This window comes from Pseudomonas viridiflava (assembly GCF_900602065.1).
In the GTDB taxonomy this organism is placed as follows: Bacteria; Pseudomonadota; Gammaproteobacteria; order Pseudomonadales; family Pseudomonadaceae; genus Aquipseudomonas.
The window spans coordinates 307551-325832 of record NZ_UWFN01000116.1; the positions used below are offsets into that span (position 1 = coordinate 307551).

The window sequence follows — 18282 nt, forward strand, 5'->3', positions numbered from 1 at the left end:
TGTTAATTGGACTGGATACGCCAGATGCCGAAAGGCTGATACGAAGGATCGATACGCATGAACTGGTTTTTCCCGTACCAGGTCCAGCGGTGTCCGGTCATCAAATCTTCACCGGAAGTCGCTGCATCATCTGGCAACCCCATCTCCCACAAAGGCAACTCGAAATGCGCTTCCTGCGCATTGAATGGATCAAGGCTAACGGCAACCAGAATGAAGTTGCTGCCATCGGCACTGCGCTTACCGAAGTACAGAATGTTGTCATTCCAGGCGGTGTACAGCTTCAGACCCAGGTGTGTCTGCAACGCCGGATTCTGACGCCGGATGCGATTGAGCTGGGCAATCTCGGCAATGATATTGCCGGGCGCCGTGTAGTCCCGAGGGCGAATCTGGTACTTCTCGGAATCCAGATATTCTTCCTTGCCAGGCACGGGCGCGGACTCACACAACTCAAAGCCGGAATACATACCCCAGAGGCCAGAGCCCATGGTCGCCAGCGCCGCCCGGATCAGAAAGCCGGCACGTCCGGATTCATGCAAGAAGTGCGGGTTGATGTCCGGCGTGTTAACAAAGAAATTCGGCCGGTAACAATCGCGCCAAGGCGCTTCGTTGAGCTGAGTGAAATATTCGGACAGCTCGGCTTTAGTGTTACGCCAAGTGAAATAGGTGTAGCTCTGGGAGTAACCGACCTTGCCCAGCCGCGCCATCATCGCGGGTTTGGTGAACGCCTCTGCGAGAAACATCACGTCCGGGTGCTGGCTGCGGATGTCATCGATCATCCACTGCCAGAATGGCAGCGGCTTGGTGTGCGGGTTGTCCACGCGGAAGATCTTGACCCCCTCCTCGACCCAACCCAGCACCACATCCCGCAACTCCAACCACAGGCTCGGGATCGCATCCGGCGCATAGAAATCGACGTTGACGATGTCCTGATATTTCTTCGGCGGGTTCTCCGCGTAACGGATCGTGCCGTCGGGGCGCCAGGTGAACCAGCCCGGATGTTCCTTGAGCCAAGGGTGATCCTGAGAACACTGAATGGCGAAGTCCAGGGCGATCTCCAGGCCATGCTCGGCCGCTGCTGCTACCAGATTGCGGAAATCTTCGCGGCTGCCCAACTGCGGATGAATCGCTTCGTGGCCGCCGTCCTCACTGCCAATAGCGTACGGGCTGCCTGGATCATCCGGGCCTGCCGTCAGGGAGTTGTTCGGACCTTTACGATGTGCGCGTCCAATCGGGTGGATCGGCGGGAAATACAGCACGTCGAAACCCATGTCGCGGATCATGGGCAGCCGGGAATGCACATCCTTGAAGGTGCCGTGGCGATTCGCATCATCGGTGATCGAACGCGGAAACAACTCATACCAACTGGCAAATTGCGCGAGCTCGCGCTCCACATCCAGCGGGAACTCGACACTGCGGCTCAGGAACGCGTGATTGTCAGCCTGACTCATCAAGGCCGACGTTTCGCTGTTCAGCAGCAGGGCCACTCTTGCCTCGGGTTCTGCGCTCTCCAGCTCACCCAGAACGCGGAGTATCTGCGCCTTGAGTTCACCGGAACTGCGCTCTGCGGCGTGTTCAAGATGAATGCGGCCTTCGGTCAACTCCAGTTCGATGGACACGCCTGCGCCGAATTTCTTCTCAAGCTCATAGCGATAACTGGCGAACTGGTCGATCCAGGCTTCAAGCCGGAAGATATATCGACTCACAGCAGTCGGCGTGAATTCACCGACCCAGCTGTCATTGCCCAGATCCTGCATGGGCGCGCTTTGCCAGGTTTCTTCGGTAGCCGCGCGCCAGCGAATCTGCACAGCCAGCTTGTCGTGACCGTCAGCAAATACCTTGCTGGTCACCGTGACGGGCTGGCCAATGATCCCTTTGACAGCAAAAAGCCCGCCCTCGATAACCGGCGTCGTGTCTTCAATCACAATGCGCGGCAGTTGCAAGGCTTGGGTCAAAGGTAGGGGTCGAGTCGGGTGTGGAACATCACTGGCCAGGGAATCCGGGCCGTATGGTTGATCGGCGGTCACATTCATCGAGCATCACTCCTCACGCCCCTGGGGACGCTCCTGTGCAATCCATGCATGAAGATGGTCAGGCCGCCGTACCGCTGGCTACCTGAGCAAGAATTTTCTGGCGGCCACAGTCAAAACACTGAATCCGGCCTACTGGTTTCCGAGCAGTCCCGGACGGGAAAAGTTCAAAGAGGTTTGCAGTCAGCCAACACAAGACGACTGTCAGCTTAGACGCAGATTGATCCCTTGCTTGCCAATCGAGTGAGCCATCCGCGAAAGCGTGCGGTCGAAACAGGCGTGGCCAGAAAAAGGTCATTTCGCGAACGCATTTGCCCTATGCCATCCAGCACGTAGAGGTGACGCCAATGAACATTCCTATTCCGCCGGAAACGCCTGATCCGATGATTGATGACCCGGCACTGCCGGTACCCAAGCCTGAGCAGGACCCGCCATCGACTCCACCCGAGGTGACACCGGACCCTATCGGAGACCCGCCACCCAACGAGCCTCCCGCTATTTTGGGTGAGAATTTTCCCGAGTAAACGCTCGCGTCAGGGCTTTTCCGAGCCGTCCTTTTTATCGGGATTGTCCTCGGCGGGGTCTATTTTGCCGATGACTATTGGCATCAGACTCAGAATCCCCAGGGCGAGCACGGTGCTCAACAGCGCCGTGGCCTCCCGCCCCATACCCGCCGCGATTCCGATCGCGGCGGTCATCCATAGCCCGGCAGAAGTCGTCAGGCCTTTGACCTGATCGGTCCTTTGCGCACGGTCCTTGAGGATTGTCCCGGCGCCGAGAAAACCAATACCGGCAACAATTCCCTGAATAACCCGACTCAGCGCAGCGTCATCAGCCCCGGCCATTCGCGGTGCGAGGACAAATAATGCCGCGCCCATTGCTACCAGCATGTGAGTGCGAACCCCTGCTGCCTTACCTTTATGTTCACGTTCAAACCCCAGAATGCCCCCCAGCACCGCGGCGAGCGTGAGCCTGACCGTGACCTGCGTCAGTTGGGTGGCATCGGTGATATCGGAAAATTCCCCTTGAAGCGCTACCCAGACTTCTTGCCACCATGCATTCATTGCTGCTCCTTAAATATCTGGAAAAGCGCTATCCAATGTTGGCGCGGGACCGGCTTTAGCCGTAAACAGGCCTCTACATCCACGGCATGTTCGTCGTTGCGGACCTGGCCTTCCCGGCTAAAGCCGGTCCCACGACAACTTAAGCCAGTGAGTGCCACGGGTGATCCGCATAAATGGACAGCGACGGACGGCAAGAGTGCGGGCTAACACTCCATTGTCCGCACGGTCGTAAATCAAGCAGCCCCTGTGAAAGGAGATCACCATGCCTCTGCAATTCGATGCAACCTACGCGCACTGTTCGGCCGAGATCGACGGCGTGCGCTACAGCAGCCCTACGGCAGACGTTTCGATTACTACCAACGATGCAACCCACATGTCCGAAGCGGAGATTGATGGCATCAAGGTGCCCATCACTGAAGCGGAAGCCGATGCCCTGACCATTTACAAGGCGCGGGATCTGCGGCATCACACGGTGGACCGGGACGACGAGGATTCGCAGACCGTCATTTGAACCCGTAAATACGAAGACCTGATGGTATCTGATCCGGTTTTTAATCGTTAAGCTGGCGCTGTTTTCAACACGTCGCGTCGCTCACTCTGTTGTTCACTGCCCAGTGATTCAGATGAGCGTCCGACATGATCGAACATAGCCCGCGAGACGTCATGAAGCGTTACGAAAAGTATGCCGATAACATCGCCGAACTGATCCGCACTGGCGTACTGGCGCCGGGGCAGCGCGTGCCGTCAGTCCGCTATGCCAGCCAGACTCACGGCATCAGCCCATCGACGGTGTTCCAGGCTTATTACTTGCTCGAACGCCGCGGGCTGATCCGTGCCCGGCCCCGCTCCGGCTATTTCGTCAACGCCAAGGCACTTGATCAGTCGGGCCTCGCCTTCAGCGAGCCGCTCATTGAGGCTCATGTCGGCGAGTCCACCGAAGTTGATGTCAGCGAACTGGTGTTTTCGGTGCTGGACTCCATCAAGGACCCTAACACTGTGCCCTTCGGCTCAGCGTTCCCCAGCCCGATGTTGTTCCCCATGCAACGTCTCTCTCGCTCACTTGCCAGCGCCAGCCGGGACATGGACCCACGCGTCGTGGTGACCGATATGTCACCGGGACACCCACAGCTACGTCGGCAAATCGCCCTGCGCTACATGGTCGGTGGGCTGGTGCTGCCCATGGAAGAGCTGCTGATCACCAACGGTGCGCTGGAGGCGCTGAATCTTTGCTTGCAGGCCGTCACGCAGCCTGGCGACCTTGTCGCCATCGAAGCGCCCGCCTTTTATGCCTGCCTGCAGGTGCTGGAACGCCTCAAACTCAAGGCCGTGGAAATCCCGGTACATCCCCGGGACGGTATTGACCTGGACATTCTTGCGCAAACGCTGGAACGCCACCCCATCAAGGCGTGCTGGTGCATGACCAGCTTTCAGAATCCGACTGGCGCACTGGTGCCCGAGGCACGCAAACAAGCATTGGTGGCCTTGCTCGCGGAACATCAAGTCCCACTGATCGAAGATGATGTCTACGCAGAACTGTATTACGGCCCCCATGCGCCTAAACCGGCCAAGGCCTTCGACACCCAAGGGCTGGTGATGCACTGCGGGTCTTTCGCCAAGAGCCTGGCCCCCGGTTATCGAATTGGCTGGGTAGCGGCCGGACGCTACGCGCAAAAAATCGAGCGGCTGAAGCTGATGACATCGCTCTGCGCCTCGATGCCCGCTCAGGCGGCAATTGCCGACTATTTACAGCATGGCGGCTACGATCGGCATTTACGCAAACTGCGTTATGCCCTTGAGGATCAACAACGGGCGATGCTGGGCGCCATAGGCCGCTACTTTCCTGCGCAAACCAGGGTCAGCCAGCCCACGGGCGGCTATTTCCTGTGGCTGGAACTCCCGGAACAAGTCGACTCACTGCAGGTTTTCAAGACAGCGCTGGCTCAAGGCATCAGCATCGCGCCAGGGCCGATCTTTTCTCCCACCCGACGCTTCCGCCACTGCATTCGCTTGAATTACGGCGGCGTCTGGAACGATGCATCAGATAAAGCCATGCAGACCCTGGGGCGAATCATTCACTCAATGCTTGCGAACTGAGCGAATCAGCGACCGCCCCCCAGATCAATGAACGTGCCGGTCGCATAGGAAGCCTTCTCCGACAGCAGCCAGACGATGGCTTCAGCGACTTCCTCGGCAACGCCGCCACGGCCCATGGGAATACCGGATTCCAGCTTGCTGACCCGATGCGGGTCGCCGCTCAGGGCATGAAAGTCAGTAAAGATATAGCCCGGCCGGACGGCATTGACGCGAATGCCCTCGCCTGCCACTTCACGAGCCAGGCCTGTGGTGAAGGTGTCGAGCGCGCCCTTGGAAGCCGCGTAGTCAACGTATTCGCCGGGTGAACCGAGACGCGATGCTACCGAGGATACATTGACGATGCTGCCACCTTTGCCGCCATGGCGCGGAGACATGCGCAGCAGCGCGTGCTTGCTGCACAGCATCGGACCGACCACATTGGTCATCATCATTTTCAGCAAGCGAAACTCGGTCAGCTCCTCGACACGGGAAGCGTGAGCGACGGTTGCGGCATTGTTGACCAGATGAGTCACCGGCCCGAACTCGGCATCGACGCGGGCGAACAAACGAATAATTTCATCTTCGTTGCTGACGTCAGCCTGAACGGCAAACACGCTGGCGCCCAAGGCACGGACTTGCTCGCAAACTTCATTGGCGGCGCGGTGATCGGAGAGGTAATTGATGCAGATTCGGTAGCCCTGCGAAGCAGCGAGTAATGCAGTGGCTGCGCCAATACCACGGGAGCCGCCCGTGATGATGAGAACTTTATCCATAAATGTCTCCTGTAAAACGGGGCATGACTTTGATCTAACAAGAATTCAACGTTCGGAAGCGAATTGTATTCTCTGTAAGAGGCTGCGCTATGTTCCAGACACAGCACTGTGGCACAGCAACATTGGATCTGTAGGAGCTGCCGAAGGCTGCGAACGCGGTGTGTCAGGATTAATGCTTCGCAGCCTTCGGCAGCTCCTACAAATGCAATGTTTTCTTCGCGACAGCGCGGTATTAGCAGCGGTTCGAGGTTACCAGTCTAGCCCGCCAATACGGTAGCAGCTCTAGCCGCATGAATATCTGCCATGAAACGCTCCGCAGGGAGCGGATGGCCTAACAGGTAACCCTGTAGTGCGTTACAGCCCAGGCGCGTCAGGAAACTCTGTTGACGATCTGTCTCGATCCCTTCGGCGACAATCCGCAGGTTCAGTGCCTGACCGACCGCAACAATGGCTGAAATGATCGCTGCGTCATCGCTGTCATGCTCCAGATCACGAACGAAGCCGCGATCAATCTTGAGCTCGTTGGCAGGCAGTCGCTTGAGGTACATCAGGCTCGAATAACCGGTGCCGAAGTCATCGATGGACAAATCCACGCCCATTTCCGACAACTGCTGCAGTACCGCCACACTCGCATCGGCGTCGCTCATCGCCGTGGTTTCAGTGATTTCCAGTGTCAGGCTATTGGCGGGTAAACCATGCCGCTCAAGCGACTTGGTCACCGTGTCGACCAGACTGGAGTGACAGAACTGCAAGGTCGACAGGTTCACCGCGACACGCCAATGGCCATACCCCATGTCAGCCCAGATACGCATCTGGCGACAGGCTTCGTCCAGGACCCACTCACCGATACTGACAATCAGGCCGGTCCTTTCAGCGAGGCCAATAAACGAGTCAGGCAACAACAGACCTTTCTGCGGATGATTCCAGCGCAACAGCGCTTCGGCCCCCACCGGCTCGCCGCTGACAGCATCAAACTTGGGTTGATAGAACAGGCAGAAGTGCTTGTACTTGAGGGCAATGCGCAACTCTTGCAGCAGCTCCAGCTGATTGCGCGCATTGGTATTCATGGTGCTATCGAAGAAGCTGTAACCATTTTTACCGGCCGCCTTGGCGTGGTACATCGCGGCGTCGGCATTCATCAACAGCTCTTCCTGGGTCTGCCCGCAGCCCGGGTAAAGAGCGATACCGATGCTGACCGACACTTGCAGCAATTGACCCGCGATATGGAACTGCTGGGCAATAACACTGACCTGGCGGGCAGCGATGCACGCCGTATCCTGAATGTCATCCACTTCAACCAGCAGCACGAACTCATCGCCACCGATGCGCGCCAGGGTATCGCGACGGTGCAGATTGGCCCGTAAACGCAACCCCACCTCCCGCAACAGCTGATCACCCACGTGATGACCAAAAGCATCGTTGACCGGTTTGAAGCCATCCAGATCCATGAACATGAGCGCAAAACAACCGCCTTTGGCGTCAACGCGCTGCATGGCCTGCTCGATTCGTTCAGCCAGCAACACCCGGTTCGGCAGCCCGGTCAATGTGTCGTGCTGGGCCATGTGCATCAGTTCACGATTGACCTGAATAAGGGACTGGGACAGCTCGGCGGTCCTGGCCTCAAGCCTCGCGTCGAGGACTGATATCAGCAACGTGAAGGTCAATACCGCCAGGCTGGCGACCAGCACCAATGAAAACAGGCCGTTGAAGTGAATACCGTCAGCGAGCTCGCCGCAGTAGCTGTCCTCAGAAAAACTCGCCGCCGCCATACCGGTGTAATGCATCCCGACAATTGCCATGCCCATGACCACCGCTGCTGCGCCACGGGCAACGCGTACATGGGGCGTCTGTTGGCGCAAACGAAAGGCAATCCACAGTGCAGCGGCCGAAGCGGCAATCGCTATGGCGAGTGAGGCCAGTACTGTCGCGGGGTCGTAGGTAATTCCCGGATACATTCGCAACGATGCCATGCCGGTGTAATGCATGGCGCTGATGCCCGCCCCCATGAACAACGCACCCAGGCCCAGCACTGGCAAAGGCAATTGCGGCTGGCTGACCAGCCACAGGGCAAACCCTGATGACAGAACCGCAATCAGCAGTGAAAGGCATGTAATGGGCAGGTCAAAAGCCAGCTCGATCGGCAGATCGAAAGCCAGCATGCCAATGAAGTGCATGGACCAGATGCCGACGCCCATGGAACAGGCACCGCCAGACATCCACAGAGCAGTAACCCGTCCTTTGGACGACGCAATGCGGCCAGCCAGATCAAGCGCGGTGTAGGAAGCGAGGATGGCGACGAAGATTGAAACCAGAACCAACGACGAGGTGTAACTGCCAATCAGCATGGATGACCGCGACCTGGATAAATGAGCGTATCCATGCCCAGTCAAAAAAGGCGATTCTACCGGGAGTTCAACAGCTTGTGGCGGTCACTCGTCGAAAATATGGCGCATAGCCATCAATTAGAAATTTTAACCTAACCGATTCTTGTTGGAGCGAGGCTTGCCCGCGAATCAGACGACGAAGTCAGCCAGATAGCCTTCATTATCGTCTTTTCGCGGGCAAGCCTCGCTCCAACAATAAAGCGCTCACTTAGACAGGCTTTCAGCAAAGCCTTCTTTGAAGCACTTGCGCGGAGTCGGTCCTTCAATCCTTATCCGCCTGTATATCCAGACCACGCTGAGCATCCCAGCCACCACCCAATGCAGCGATCAGCTGAACGCTGGCAATCAGCCGGCTTTGCAGCAAGGTCAGCACGTTACGCTCGTTGCTCAGGGCGGTGGCCTGGACGTTGACCACGTCCAGGTAACCGATCAGGCCAGCCTTGTACTGATTACTGGTCAGGCGCAGCGATTCTCGGGCAGCGTCCAGAGCCTCGGCGCGCACGCTGGCTTCGTCTTCGTAGACTTTGAGCTGCACCAGATAATTTTCCACTTCCTGAAAACCGCTCAGGACCGTCTGCCGATACTGCGCCACCGTCTGGTCGTAGACAGCTTCAGTTCGATCCACTTCCGCAGAACGCTGACCTCCATCGAAAAGTGTCATCGCCAGTTGCGGCCCCACTGACCAGAAACGATTGGGTAAACTGACCCAGTTGGAGAAGGTACTGCTGCTGTAACCACCGCTCATGCTCAAGGTCAGGTCCGGGTAATACGCCGCTTTGGCGATACCGATATTGGCATTGGCTGCCATTACCGAACGCTCCGCCGCGGCAATATCCGGGCGGCGCTCAAGCAACTGCGACGGTAACTCCAAAGGAATTGCAGGCAGCGCGGGGATCGACGTGCTGGCGGCCAGATTAAAGTCCGCCGGGGCCTGGCCCATGAGGACGGCAATGGCGTTCTCGAATTGCGCGCGCTGCCAGACCAGATCGATCAGATCAGCCTGAGTACTTTTCAGCTGGGTTTGCGCCTGCGCTACGGAGTCACGCCCGGAAATACCCGCGCGGTATTGATTCTGGGTCAGGGTCAACGAACGCTGATACGCCTCGACAGTTGCCTCCAGCAGACGTTTTTGCTCGTCAATGACCCGCAGCTGCAAATAGTTCTGCACCAACTCCGACTGCAGGCTCAATTGCATGGCGGCAAGGTCCGCGAGGCTTGCCTGGGCGCTGGCAGTATCGGCCTCCAGGCCCCGGCGCAATTTGCCCCAGATATCGGCCTCCCAACTCACGCCCAACTGCGTGTTGTAGGTATCGCGAATGCCGCTGCTCGAACTGCTCAGGCTCGAACTGCTGCTGCCGGTGCCCTGGCTTGAACGGGTTTTGCCAGCAGAGAAATCAAGCGTCGGAAAGAAGGCCCCGCGAGAACTGCGAACCAACGCCTTGGCCTGGCGATACTGTGCCTCGTACTGGGCCACAGTCTGGTTGGAGCTGTTGAGCTTCTCGACCAGGCCGTTCAGTTGCGTGTCGCCGTAAATTTCCCACCAGGCGCCGCGGGCAATCGCATCGCTGGGCGAAGCCTGGGTCCAGCCCTCTGCCGCCTTGAACTGCGCGGGCGTTGCCATCTGCGGCTTTTCATAATCCGGCCCCACCGCACAGCCACTCAGCAGCGCAACAGACAACGCCAGGCACAGCGTGCGCCCATGCCAGTGTTTCAGACGGTTGATCTTCTGTTGTGCGGTCATAGCGGAGTTTCCAAAGCGGCATCGGTACGCACGCCACGCCAGTTGTTGAAGCGGTGGCGCAAACGGTCGAGATAGAGGTAGACCACCGGGGTGGTGTAAAGGGTCAGAACCTGGCTGAAGACCAGCCCGCCTATGATGCACAGACCCAATGGACGACGCATTTCAGCGCCATCAGCCGTGCTCAGCAGCAGCGGCAAGGCGCCGAGAATGGCCGCCATGGTGGTCATCAGAATAGGCCGCAGACGTTGCAGACACGCGGCGCGAATCGATTCGACCGGGGTCATGCCACTGTCACGTTCCAGTTGCAGCGCGAGGTCGATCATCATGATGGCGTTTTTCTTCACCACCCCGATCAACAGGAACAGCCCCAGTAGCGAAATCAGGCTGAACTGTGAACCCAGCACATAGATGCTCAACAAGGCCCCTACCCCGGCTGACGGCAGCGTAGACAGGATCGTCAGCGGGTGAATGTAGCTTTCGTACAGGATACCCAGCACCAGATACACCGCCAGCAAAGCTCCGAGAATCATCCATGGCTGGCTTTTCTGGGTCGCGGCAAAAGCATCGGCAGTGCCAGCCATCTTGGCGATAACGTCCGAAGGCAAACCCACTTCAGCTACAGCACGCTCAATGGCGACCGTGGCCTGATCAAGGCTATAGCCTTCGGCCAGATCGAACGAAATATTTTCCGAAGCGAACTGCCCGTCATGGGAAACCGTGTCGTCTGCCAGGCTGCGCTCATAGCGGGCAATGCTCGACAGCGGTACTCGATTACCGTCAGCAGTGATCACCTGGACCTGCTCAAGGGTCGCCGGATCCTGCGCAAACTTAGGATTGACCTCCATCACCACCTTGTACTGGTTGAGGCTGTCATAAATCGTCGAGACCTGACGCTGGCTATAAGCGTTGTTGAGTACCGCCGTGACCATGTCCATGTCGATACCCAGGCGTTTGGCGGCATCGCGGTCGACCTGCAACGTGACTTGCTGCGCGCCGCGCCCTTCGCGCGCATCGATAGCCGTCAACTCTGGCAGGGATTTGAGCGCCGCCACCACTTTGGGATACCACTCACGCAGCGCATTCAGATCGCCACTTTGCAGGATGTACTGATAGGCCGAAGTCGTCTGCTCGCGCCCGCCACCCAATTGCAGATCCTGGTCAGGCGACAGGAAAACGCGGCCGCCCGGTACCTTGGGCATTTCCTTGCGCAAGCGCTCCACCACCTGTTCGGCAGTGAGCTTGCGCTCCGAGACGGGTTTCAGACGTACCAGCATGAACGCATTGTTGGTGCCGTTGCTACCACCGATAAAGCCCGCCACGGTGTCCACCGCCGGGTCGGCAAGAATCGCGTCGCGAAACTTCTCCATTTTCGGCTGCATGACCGTGAACGACAGCCCGTCATCGCCCCTTACGAAGCCCATCAATTGACCAGTGTCCTGAGTGGGCAGGAAGGTCTTGGGCACCACCACGTACAACGCCACGTTAACCACTACCGTCACCAGCAGGCTGAGCAGCGTCAGCCGCCGATGGCGCATCACCCAGCCCAGACTGCGGTCGTAACCCGCCACCATGCGATCGTTGACCCGGCTGCTCCAGCGCTGCAAAGCATTCTCGCTGCCCGGCACGTGAGGTTTGAGCCAGCGCGCGCAGAGCATCGGGGTCAGCGTCAGCGAAACAACGAGCGACACAATGATCGATGCCGAAAGCGTAATGGAGAACTCGCGGAACAGACTTTCCACCAGACCGCCCATGAACAGGATCGAGATGAACACTGCCACCAGCGATACGTTCATGGCCAGTAGCGTGAAACCGACCTCTTTGGCACCCAGATAGGCTGCTTGCAAGGGGGCCAGCCCCTTGTCGATATGCCGGGAAATGTTTTCCAGCACCACAATCGCATCGTCGACCACCAGCCCGGTGGCAAGAATCAATGCCATCAACGACAGGTTGTTCAGGGAGAACCCGTACAGGTACATGATCGCGAAGGTGCCCACCAATGACACGGGTACGGCCAGTGTCGGGATCAGCGAAGCCCGGAAGTTGCCGAGAAACAGGTACACCACCAGGATCACCAGAATGACGGCGATCAACAGCGTCATCTCGGCCTCATGCAACGTGGCCTTGATCACCGGCGAGCGATCCATCGCAACTTTCAACGTGGCACTGGCGGGCAACACGGCCTCCAGAGCAGGCAACTGCGCCTTGATCTGCGCAACGGTTTCGATGATGTTGGCGCCTGCCTGGCGGTTGATCACCAGCAGCACTGCAGGTTTTTTGTTGAAGAAACCTGAGTTGTAACGGTTTTCCACGCCGTCGCTGACCTTTGCGACATCCTTGAGGCGTAATGCCGCGCCGTCCTGATAGCGAATGATCAGCGACTCATAATCCGATGCTTTTTCCAGTTGATCGTTGGCCTGGACCTGCCAGTTGTATTTGGAGTTTTCCACCGCGCCCTTCGGACGACGAACATTGGCGGCGTTCACCGCTGTGCGCACTTCATCCAGTGACACACCGTACTGATCCAGCAACTGTGGCTCAAGCTCAATACGCACTGCAGGCAGCGAACTGCCGCCGATCTGTACCTCGCCCACGCCACTGACCTGAGACAGGCTCTGGGAAAGGATGGTCGACGCCATATCATAGAGTTCGCCCTTCTCCAGCACCTCGGAGGTCAGCGACAAGACCATGATTGGCGCCTGGGACGGGTTGACCTTTTTGTAGGTCGGCATGCTGCGCATCCCGCTGGGCAGTAAATTGCGCGAAGCATTGATTGCTGCCTGCACCTCTCGCGCCGCGCCATTGATATCGCGGTCCAGGTCGAATTGCAGGATCACCCGTGTGGAGCCCTGGCTTGATCGACTGCTCATGGTGTTAATGCCGGCGATCGAACCCAGTGAGCGCTCCAGCGGCGTGGCAACGCTGGAAGCCATGATCTCCGGGCTGGCCCCCGGCAAACTCGCAGAAACCACGATGACCGGGAAATCCATATTTGGCAGCGGTGCCACCGGCAGCATCCCGAAGCTGACGCCGCCCAGCAGCATGATCGCCAGACTGAGCAGCATGGTTGCCACAGGCCTGCGGATAAAAGGGCCGGACAGGTTCATGCGTCAGCCTGCTCCAGACGTGCACTGGAATCCGGCTTGCGGCTCCAGCGGCGTCCCATCCGGTCAAAATAAAGATAGATAACCGGTGTCGTGAACAGCGTCAGTACCTGACTCAGCATCAGGCCGCCAACCATCACCAGCCCCAATGGCTGGCGCAATTCAGCGCCGGAACCACTCGCCAGCATTAACGGTACCGCGCCGAACAACGCCGCCATGGTGGTCATAAGGATCGGCCGGAAACGCAGCAATGCCGCCTCGTAGATCGCTGTCTCGGGATCTACGCCTCGATTACGCTCAGCATCGAGAGCAAAGTCGATCATCATGATGGCGTTTTTCTTGACGATACCGATCAGCAGGATGATGCCGATAATCGCGATCATGCCCAGATCATTGCCACTGATCAGCAAGGCCAGCAAAGCCCCAACCGCAGCTGACGGCAGTGTCGAAAGAATAGTGATCGGATGAATGTAACTCTCGTACAGCACACCCAGCACGATGTACATGGTCACGACCGCTGCGAGAATCAGCAGCAGGGTGCTGGATAGAGATGCCTGGAAGGCCTGAGCCGCGCCCTGGAACTCAGTCTGCACACCTATTGGCATGCCGATGTCTTTCTCGACCTGTTGAATGACTTCCACAGCGGCGCCCAGAGCGACATCGGGCGCCAGGTTGAAAGACATCATGACCGCCGGAAACTGCCCCAGGTGCGCAATGGCCAGTTGCGCCTGACGCTGTTCGACATGCGCCAGACTCGACAGCTTGACCTGCGCGCCATCGGTAGTCTTGACATGAATCTGCTCCAGCGCTTCCGGCCCCAACTCGCTGGCCGTCGCGGCCTGCAACACCACACGGTACTGGCTGGCCTGGGTGTAGATCGTGGAAATCTGCCGCTGGCCAAACGCGTCATACAACGCATCGGTGATATTGGCCACGGTGACCCCGAGACGGCTTGCCGCATCCCGGTCAATGTTCAGGTAGACCTGCAGCCCCTTGTCCTGCAAGTCACTGGCGACATCGGTCAGTTCGGGACGTTTACTCAACGCATCCACCAAGCGCCCGCTCCACAGACTGAGCAGTTCGGCATCCGGCGACGACATGCTGAATTGATACTGGGTTCGACTGACCCGATCCTCGATGGTCAGGTCTTGCACCGGTTGCAGGAACAGCCGGATACCCGACAACTTGTCCAGTTGCGGCTGCAGACGCTGAATAATCTCGGTCGCGGTGACATCGCGCTCGGCATGCGTCTTGAGGTTGATCAACAGACGACCGCTGTTGAGCGTGGCGTTGTCGCCATCGACACCGATATAGGATGAAAGGCTTGCCACGTCGGGGTCTTGCAGGATGATCTTCGCCAGCGACTGCTGTCGTTCGCTCATTGCCGCGAACGACACAGATTGCGGTGCCTCGGAGATACCCTGGATGACGCCGGTGTCCTGCACGGGAAAGAAGCCCTTGGGCACGACCATGTACAGGAACACGGTCAATGCCAGCGTGCCGATGGCGACCAGCAGCGTCAGAGGCTGATGCTTGAGTACCCAACGTAGCTTGTTGCCGTACGCTTCCACCAACCAGTCCAGCCAGGCACCACTGGCCCGGTAGAAACGGCTTTGCTCTTCCTCCCTGGGCTCACGTTTGAGCAAACGGGCACACATCATCGGCGTCAGGGTCAGCGACACCACCAGCGATATCAGGATGGCGACCGCCAGCGTAATGGCAAATTCGCGGAACAACCGCCCTACTACGTCCGCCATGAACAGCAGCGGGATCAACACGGCAATCAAGGAAATGGTCAGCGATACGAGCGTGAAACCAATCTGCTTGGCGCCCTTGAGCGCCGCCTGCATGGGCGACTCGCCCTCTTCGATATGCCGGGAAATGTTTTCCAGCATGACGATGGCATCGTCGACCACGAACCCGGTGGCGATTGTCATCGCCATCAAGGTCAGGTTGTTGACCGAGAAGCCCGCCAGATACATCACGCCGAATGTGCCCACCAGCGACAGCGGCACAGCAATCGACGGAATGATCGTGGCGCTGAAGCGACGCAGAAACAGAAAGGTAACCAGTACGACGAGCACGATGGCAATCAGCAATTCGTGCTGCACGTCTTTGACCGAGGCACGAATAGTCTGGGTGCGGTCCGTCAGGACCACGACATCCAACCCCGCTGGCAGGTTGTCGGTAATGCTCGGGAGCAGTGCCTTGATCCGGTCCACCACCTCAATGACGTTGGCACCCGGCTGACGCTGGATATTGAGCAACACCGCCTGATTCTCATTGGCCCAGGCCGCCAGACGCTCGTTCTCGGCGCCGTCGACTATTTCTGCAACGTCCTTCAGGCGCAGCGGCGCACCGTTGCTGTAGGCCAGAATCAGATTGGCGTATTCCTCAGGGGATTTGAGCTGGTCATTGGCATCAAGCATCGACACGCGGGTCGGGCCATCGAAGTTGCCCTTGGGCTGATTGACGTTGGAAGCACCAATCAACGTGCGCACATCTGACAGGTTCAGCCCGTTGGCCGCGAGGGCGTCGGGGTTGACCTTGATTCGGACCGCCTGACGCTGACCACCGGCAATACTGACCATGCCGACCCCGCTGATCTGGGAGATCTTCTGCGCCATGCGCGTGTCGACCAGATCGTTGAGCTTGGGCAACAGCATGGTTTTGGAGGTGATAGCCAGTGTCAGGACCGGGGTATCTGCCGGGTTGACCTTGTTATAAACCGGCGGCGCGGGCAAATCCGTCGGCAAAAGATTGGTTGCGGCATTAATGGCGGCCTGCACCGATTGCTCTGCCACATCCATGTTCAGGTCGAGGCTGAACCGCAAGGTAATCACCGACGCGCCACCGGAACTGGTCGACGCCATCTGGCTCAGGCCCGGCATCTGTCCGAACTGGCGTTCAAGTGGCGCGGTTACAGCACTGGTCATCACTTGCGGACTTGCGCCTGGGTACAGCGTCATCACCCGGATGGTCGGGTAATCGACCTGCGGCAATGCAGAAACCGGCAGCAATTTGTAAGCGATCAAACCGGTCAGAACGATGGCAAGCATGCTCAGGGTCGTAGCGACCGGCCGCAGGATGAACAGTCTGGAGATGTTCATGCGCGGGTACTTTCTGCCTTGGCAACCGACGCCGACTCATCACTGCCTTTGCCCGGTTTGCCCTGCAACTGCTGACCTGGCGTAGTCGGCACATCCTTGCTGTCGGTAACCACTTCTACCGTAGCGCCATCGCGCAGACGGTCAGTACCTTCCAGCACCACGCGATCACCGGCTGCCAGCCCCTCACTGACGACGGTCAGTTGCTCATTGTTGGCGCCAGTCTTGAGTGTGCGGATCTTGACCTTGTTGTCACCGTCCATGGCGTAGACGAACGTGCCACTGGTACCAAACTGGATAGCCGCCGTTGGCACCAGAACCGCCTGTTTGAGCGTGTCGGCCAGCAAATGCACATTGACGAACTGGTTAGGGAACAGCACCTCGTCCTGATTATCGAAGCGCGCCTTGAACTTCAGCGTCCCGGTGGCGACATCGATCTGGTTGTCCAGGCTGGCGAGCACGCCCTTGGCCTGTTGTTTCACGTCGCCACGGTCCCAGGCTTCCACCGGCAGCTTGTCGCCGCTGCGATAACGCGCGATCACAGCCGACAGGTCTTTCTCCGGCAGCGTGAATGCGACACTAATAGGCTTGGTTTGAGTGATGATCACCAGCGCGGTCGTGTCGTTGGCCGCGACCAGATTGCCGACGTCCAGCTGTTTGAGGCCGATGCGACCGGCAATCGGTGCACGAATACGGGTGAATTCGAGGTTGAGTTTCGCGTCGCCCACCGCCGCCTGATTGGTTTTGATCGTGCCCTGATACTGGTTGACTAGCGATTCGGCAGTGTCGAGGGTCTGTTTTGCAATGCTGTCTTCAGCGTACAGCCCGCGATAACGCTGCACGTCCAGTTGCGCGTTTTTCAACAGTGCCTGATTGGTCGCCAGGGTGCCCTCAGCCTGCTGCAAGGCAATCTGATAACTGCGCGGGTCGATTTCGGCCAACAAGTCTCCGGCCTTGACCATCTGCCCTTCCTGAAAGTTGATTTTTACCAATTCCCCTGCGACCCGGCTGCGCACGTTGATGGTGTTCATCGCAGTCACCGTGCCCAGTGCCTTGTAGTAAATCGGGAAGTCACCCAACACCGCAGGCGCAACCCGTACCGGTACGGCAACGGTTGAGCCACCAAATCCTGGTCGGGCAATGCCACTTTGAGCCGCCGCACCACCGCCCTTGCGGCTTGCGCCCTCTTTGGTCGGCGCAGATGTCGGCCACAACCACCAGCACAGGCCGACGATAATCAACAGGACCAACAGACTGAGGAGCCAGCGACGGGAACTACGGGGGCCAGACGATTGCATGAATAAATCAACCATTGCGGATGGGGCTTTTCAGGAGGGTGAACAATAAGCACAGATGCGTGACAAGCAAAGCGCCTTTACCGGCAATTTACCTAGTCCTTACTTTTGTTAAGCAGCTGAAGCGTAAACGAAAACGGCCTGAACATATTCAGGCCGTCCAAGTATTGCCAAGTGTTACTTCAGTACGGCCAACGCAGCATCGTAGTCCGGTTCCTGGCCAATTTCAGGAACCAGTTCGCTGTAAAGCACGTTGTCGTTCTCATCCAGTACGACGACTGCACGAGTGGTCAAACCGACCATCGGGCCATCAGCGATGGCAACGCCGTAGTTTTCCTTGAACTCGCCGCCACGCATGGTGGAGAGGTTTTTCACATTTTCCAGACCTTCAGCGCCGCAGAAGCGCGCCTGGGCGAAAGGCAGGTCTGCGGAGATGCACAGAACGACTGCGTTGTTCAGGTCATTGGCCTGGGCATTGAATTTACGCACGGAGGTGGCGCACGTAGGTGTGTCAACGCTTGGGAAGATGTTCAATACTTTGCGCTTGCCGGAAAAGTCGGCCAGGGTCACGTCAGACAGATCTGCACCGACGAGCTTGAAAGCCGGCGCTGCAGCGCCGACTTTCGGCAGTTCGCCATTGATTTGGACAGGGTTGCCTCTGCGAGTCACTTGAGCCATGAGCTGAGTCCTTTTTCCACGGGTTGGTTAGACCCGGAA

General features: G+C 58.2%; 12 protein-coding genes. 3 read left to right on the forward strand and 9 right to left on the reverse strand.

Annotation, left to right across the window (positions count from 1 at the left end; translation table 11 throughout):
- Nucleotides 1-2: 2 nt before the first annotated feature.
- Nucleotides 3-2030, reverse strand: a complete 2028-nt coding sequence (locus EE949_RS06700; protein WP_122663556.1) for an alpha-1,4-glucan--maltose-1-phosphate maltosyltransferase — start codon at nucleotides 2028-2030, stop codon at nucleotides 3-5.
- A 344-nt stretch (nucleotides 2031-2374) separates the two neighbouring features.
- Here EE949_RS06700 and EE949_RS29415 point away from each other — a divergent pair, with 344 nt between their 5' ends.
- The gene (locus EE949_RS29415) at nucleotides 2375-2551 is read left to right on the forward strand and encodes a hypothetical protein (RefSeq protein ID WP_162873801.1); all 177 of its coding nucleotides are present in this window, start codon (nucleotides 2375-2377) and stop codon (nucleotides 2549-2551) included.
- A 9-nt stretch (nucleotides 2552-2560) separates the two neighbouring features.
- Here EE949_RS29415 and EE949_RS06705 read toward each other — a convergent pair whose 3' ends face one another.
- Complete coding sequence (locus EE949_RS06705; protein ID WP_122663557.1) at nucleotides 2561-3091, reverse strand: MgtC/SapB family protein; 531 nt, start codon at nucleotides 3089-3091, stop codon at nucleotides 2561-2563.
- Nucleotides 3092-3353: 262 nt separating this feature from the next.
- On the opposite strand from EE949_RS06705, the gene EE949_RS06710 reads away from it, so the two are divergent.
- The gene (locus EE949_RS06710) at nucleotides 3354-3602 is read left to right on the forward strand and encodes a DUF3203 family protein (RefSeq protein WP_122663558.1); all 249 of its coding nucleotides are present in this window, start codon (nucleotides 3354-3356) and stop codon (nucleotides 3600-3602) included.
- A 152-nt stretch (nucleotides 3603-3754) separates the two neighbouring features.
- Nucleotides 3755-5185, forward strand: coding sequence for a GntR family transcriptional regulator MpaR (gene mapR, locus EE949_RS06715; RefSeq protein ID WP_122663740.1), 1431 nt, complete (start codon nucleotides 3755-3757; stop codon nucleotides 5183-5185).
- Nucleotides 5186-5190: 5 nt separating this feature from the next.
- Here mapR and EE949_RS06720 read toward each other — a convergent pair whose 3' ends face one another.
- The 7 genes from EE949_RS06720 to tpx form a co-directional block, all read right to left on the reverse strand.
- Complete coding sequence (locus EE949_RS06720; protein WP_122663559.1) at nucleotides 5191-5937, reverse strand: SDR family oxidoreductase; 747 nt, start codon at nucleotides 5935-5937, stop codon at nucleotides 5191-5193.
- Between the two features lie 257 nt (nucleotides 5938-6194).
- On the reverse strand, nucleotides 6195-8282 hold the full coding sequence (locus tag EE949_RS06725) for a putative bifunctional diguanylate cyclase/phosphodiesterase (RefSeq protein ID WP_122663560.1): 2088 nt from the start codon (nucleotides 8280-8282) through the stop codon (nucleotides 6195-6197).
- Nucleotides 8283-8583: 301 nt separating this feature from the next.
- On the reverse strand, nucleotides 8584-10062 hold the full coding sequence (locus EE949_RS06730) for an efflux transporter outer membrane subunit (protein WP_122663561.1): 1479 nt from the start codon (nucleotides 10060-10062) through the stop codon (nucleotides 8584-8586).
- The gene (locus EE949_RS06735; protein ID WP_122663562.1) at nucleotides 10059-13166 is read right to left on the reverse strand and encodes a multidrug efflux RND transporter permease subunit; all 3108 of its coding nucleotides are present in this window, start codon (nucleotides 13164-13166) and stop codon (nucleotides 10059-10061) included. The genes EE949_RS06730 and EE949_RS06735 overlap by 4 nt, the downstream gene beginning before the upstream one ends.
- Complete coding sequence (locus tag EE949_RS06740; RefSeq protein WP_122663563.1) at nucleotides 13163-16273, reverse strand: MdtB/MuxB family multidrug efflux RND transporter permease subunit; 3111 nt, start codon at nucleotides 16271-16273, stop codon at nucleotides 13163-13165. Before EE949_RS06740 ends, EE949_RS06735 begins: the two co-directional genes overlap by 4 nt.
- Complete coding sequence (locus tag EE949_RS06745; protein WP_122663564.1) at nucleotides 16270-17583, reverse strand: MdtA/MuxA family multidrug efflux RND transporter periplasmic adaptor subunit; 1314 nt, start codon at nucleotides 17581-17583, stop codon at nucleotides 16270-16272. The genes EE949_RS06740 and EE949_RS06745 overlap by 4 nt, the downstream gene beginning before the upstream one ends.
- 159 nt (nucleotides 17584-17742) lie before the next feature.
- Nucleotides 17743-18243 (reverse strand): thiol peroxidase, encoded by a 501-nt coding sequence (tpx, locus tag EE949_RS06750; protein WP_122663565.1) that lies wholly within the window; start codon nucleotides 18241-18243, stop codon nucleotides 17743-17745.
- Nucleotides 18244-18282: the final 39 nt, after the last annotated feature.

Bases quoted from the DNA above. Each gene is read 5' to 3' on its own strand.
- EE949_RS06745 (WP_122663564.1), bottom strand. From the start codon at position 17,583: ATGGTTGATTTATTCATGCAATCGTCTGGCCCCCGTAGTTCCCGTCGC.
- EE949_RS06700 (WP_122663556.1), bottom strand. From the start codon at position 2,030: ATGAATGTGACCGCCGATCAACCATACGGCCCGGATTCCCTGGCCAGT.
- EE949_RS06720 (WP_122663559.1), bottom strand. From the start codon at position 5,937: ATGGATAAAGTTCTCATCATCACGGGCGGCTCCCGTGGTATTGGCGCA.
- EE949_RS06705 (WP_122663557.1), bottom strand. From the start codon at position 3,091: ATGAATGCATGGTGGCAAGAAGTCTGGGTAGCGCTTCAAGGGGAATTT.
- EE949_RS06740 (WP_122663563.1), bottom strand. From the start codon at position 16,273: ATGAACATCTCCAGACTGTTCATCCTGCGGCCGGTCGCTACGACCCTG.
- mapR (WP_122663740.1), top strand. From the start codon at position 3,755: ATGAAGCGTTACGAAAAGTATGCCGATAACATCGCCGAACTGATCCGC.
- EE949_RS06735 (WP_122663562.1), bottom strand. From the start codon at position 13,166: ATGAACCTGTCCGGCCCTTTTATCCGCAGGCCTGTGGCAACCATGCTG.
- EE949_RS06710 (WP_122663558.1), top strand. From the start codon at position 3,354: ATGCCTCTGCAATTCGATGCAACCTACGCGCACTGTTCGGCCGAGATC.
- EE949_RS29415 (WP_162873801.1), top strand. From the start codon at position 2,375: ATGAACATTCCTATTCCGCCGGAAACGCCTGATCCGATGATTGATGAC.
- EE949_RS06730 (WP_122663561.1), bottom strand. From the start codon at position 10,062: ATGACCGCACAACAGAAGATCAACCGTCTGAAACACTGGCATGGGCGC.
- EE949_RS06725 (WP_122663560.1), bottom strand. From the start codon at position 8,282: ATGCTGATTGGCAGTTACACCTCGTCGTTGGTTCTGGTTTCAATCTTC.
- tpx (WP_122663565.1), bottom strand. From the start codon at position 18,243: ATGGCTCAAGTGACTCGCAGAGGCAACCCTGTCCAAATCAATGGCGAA.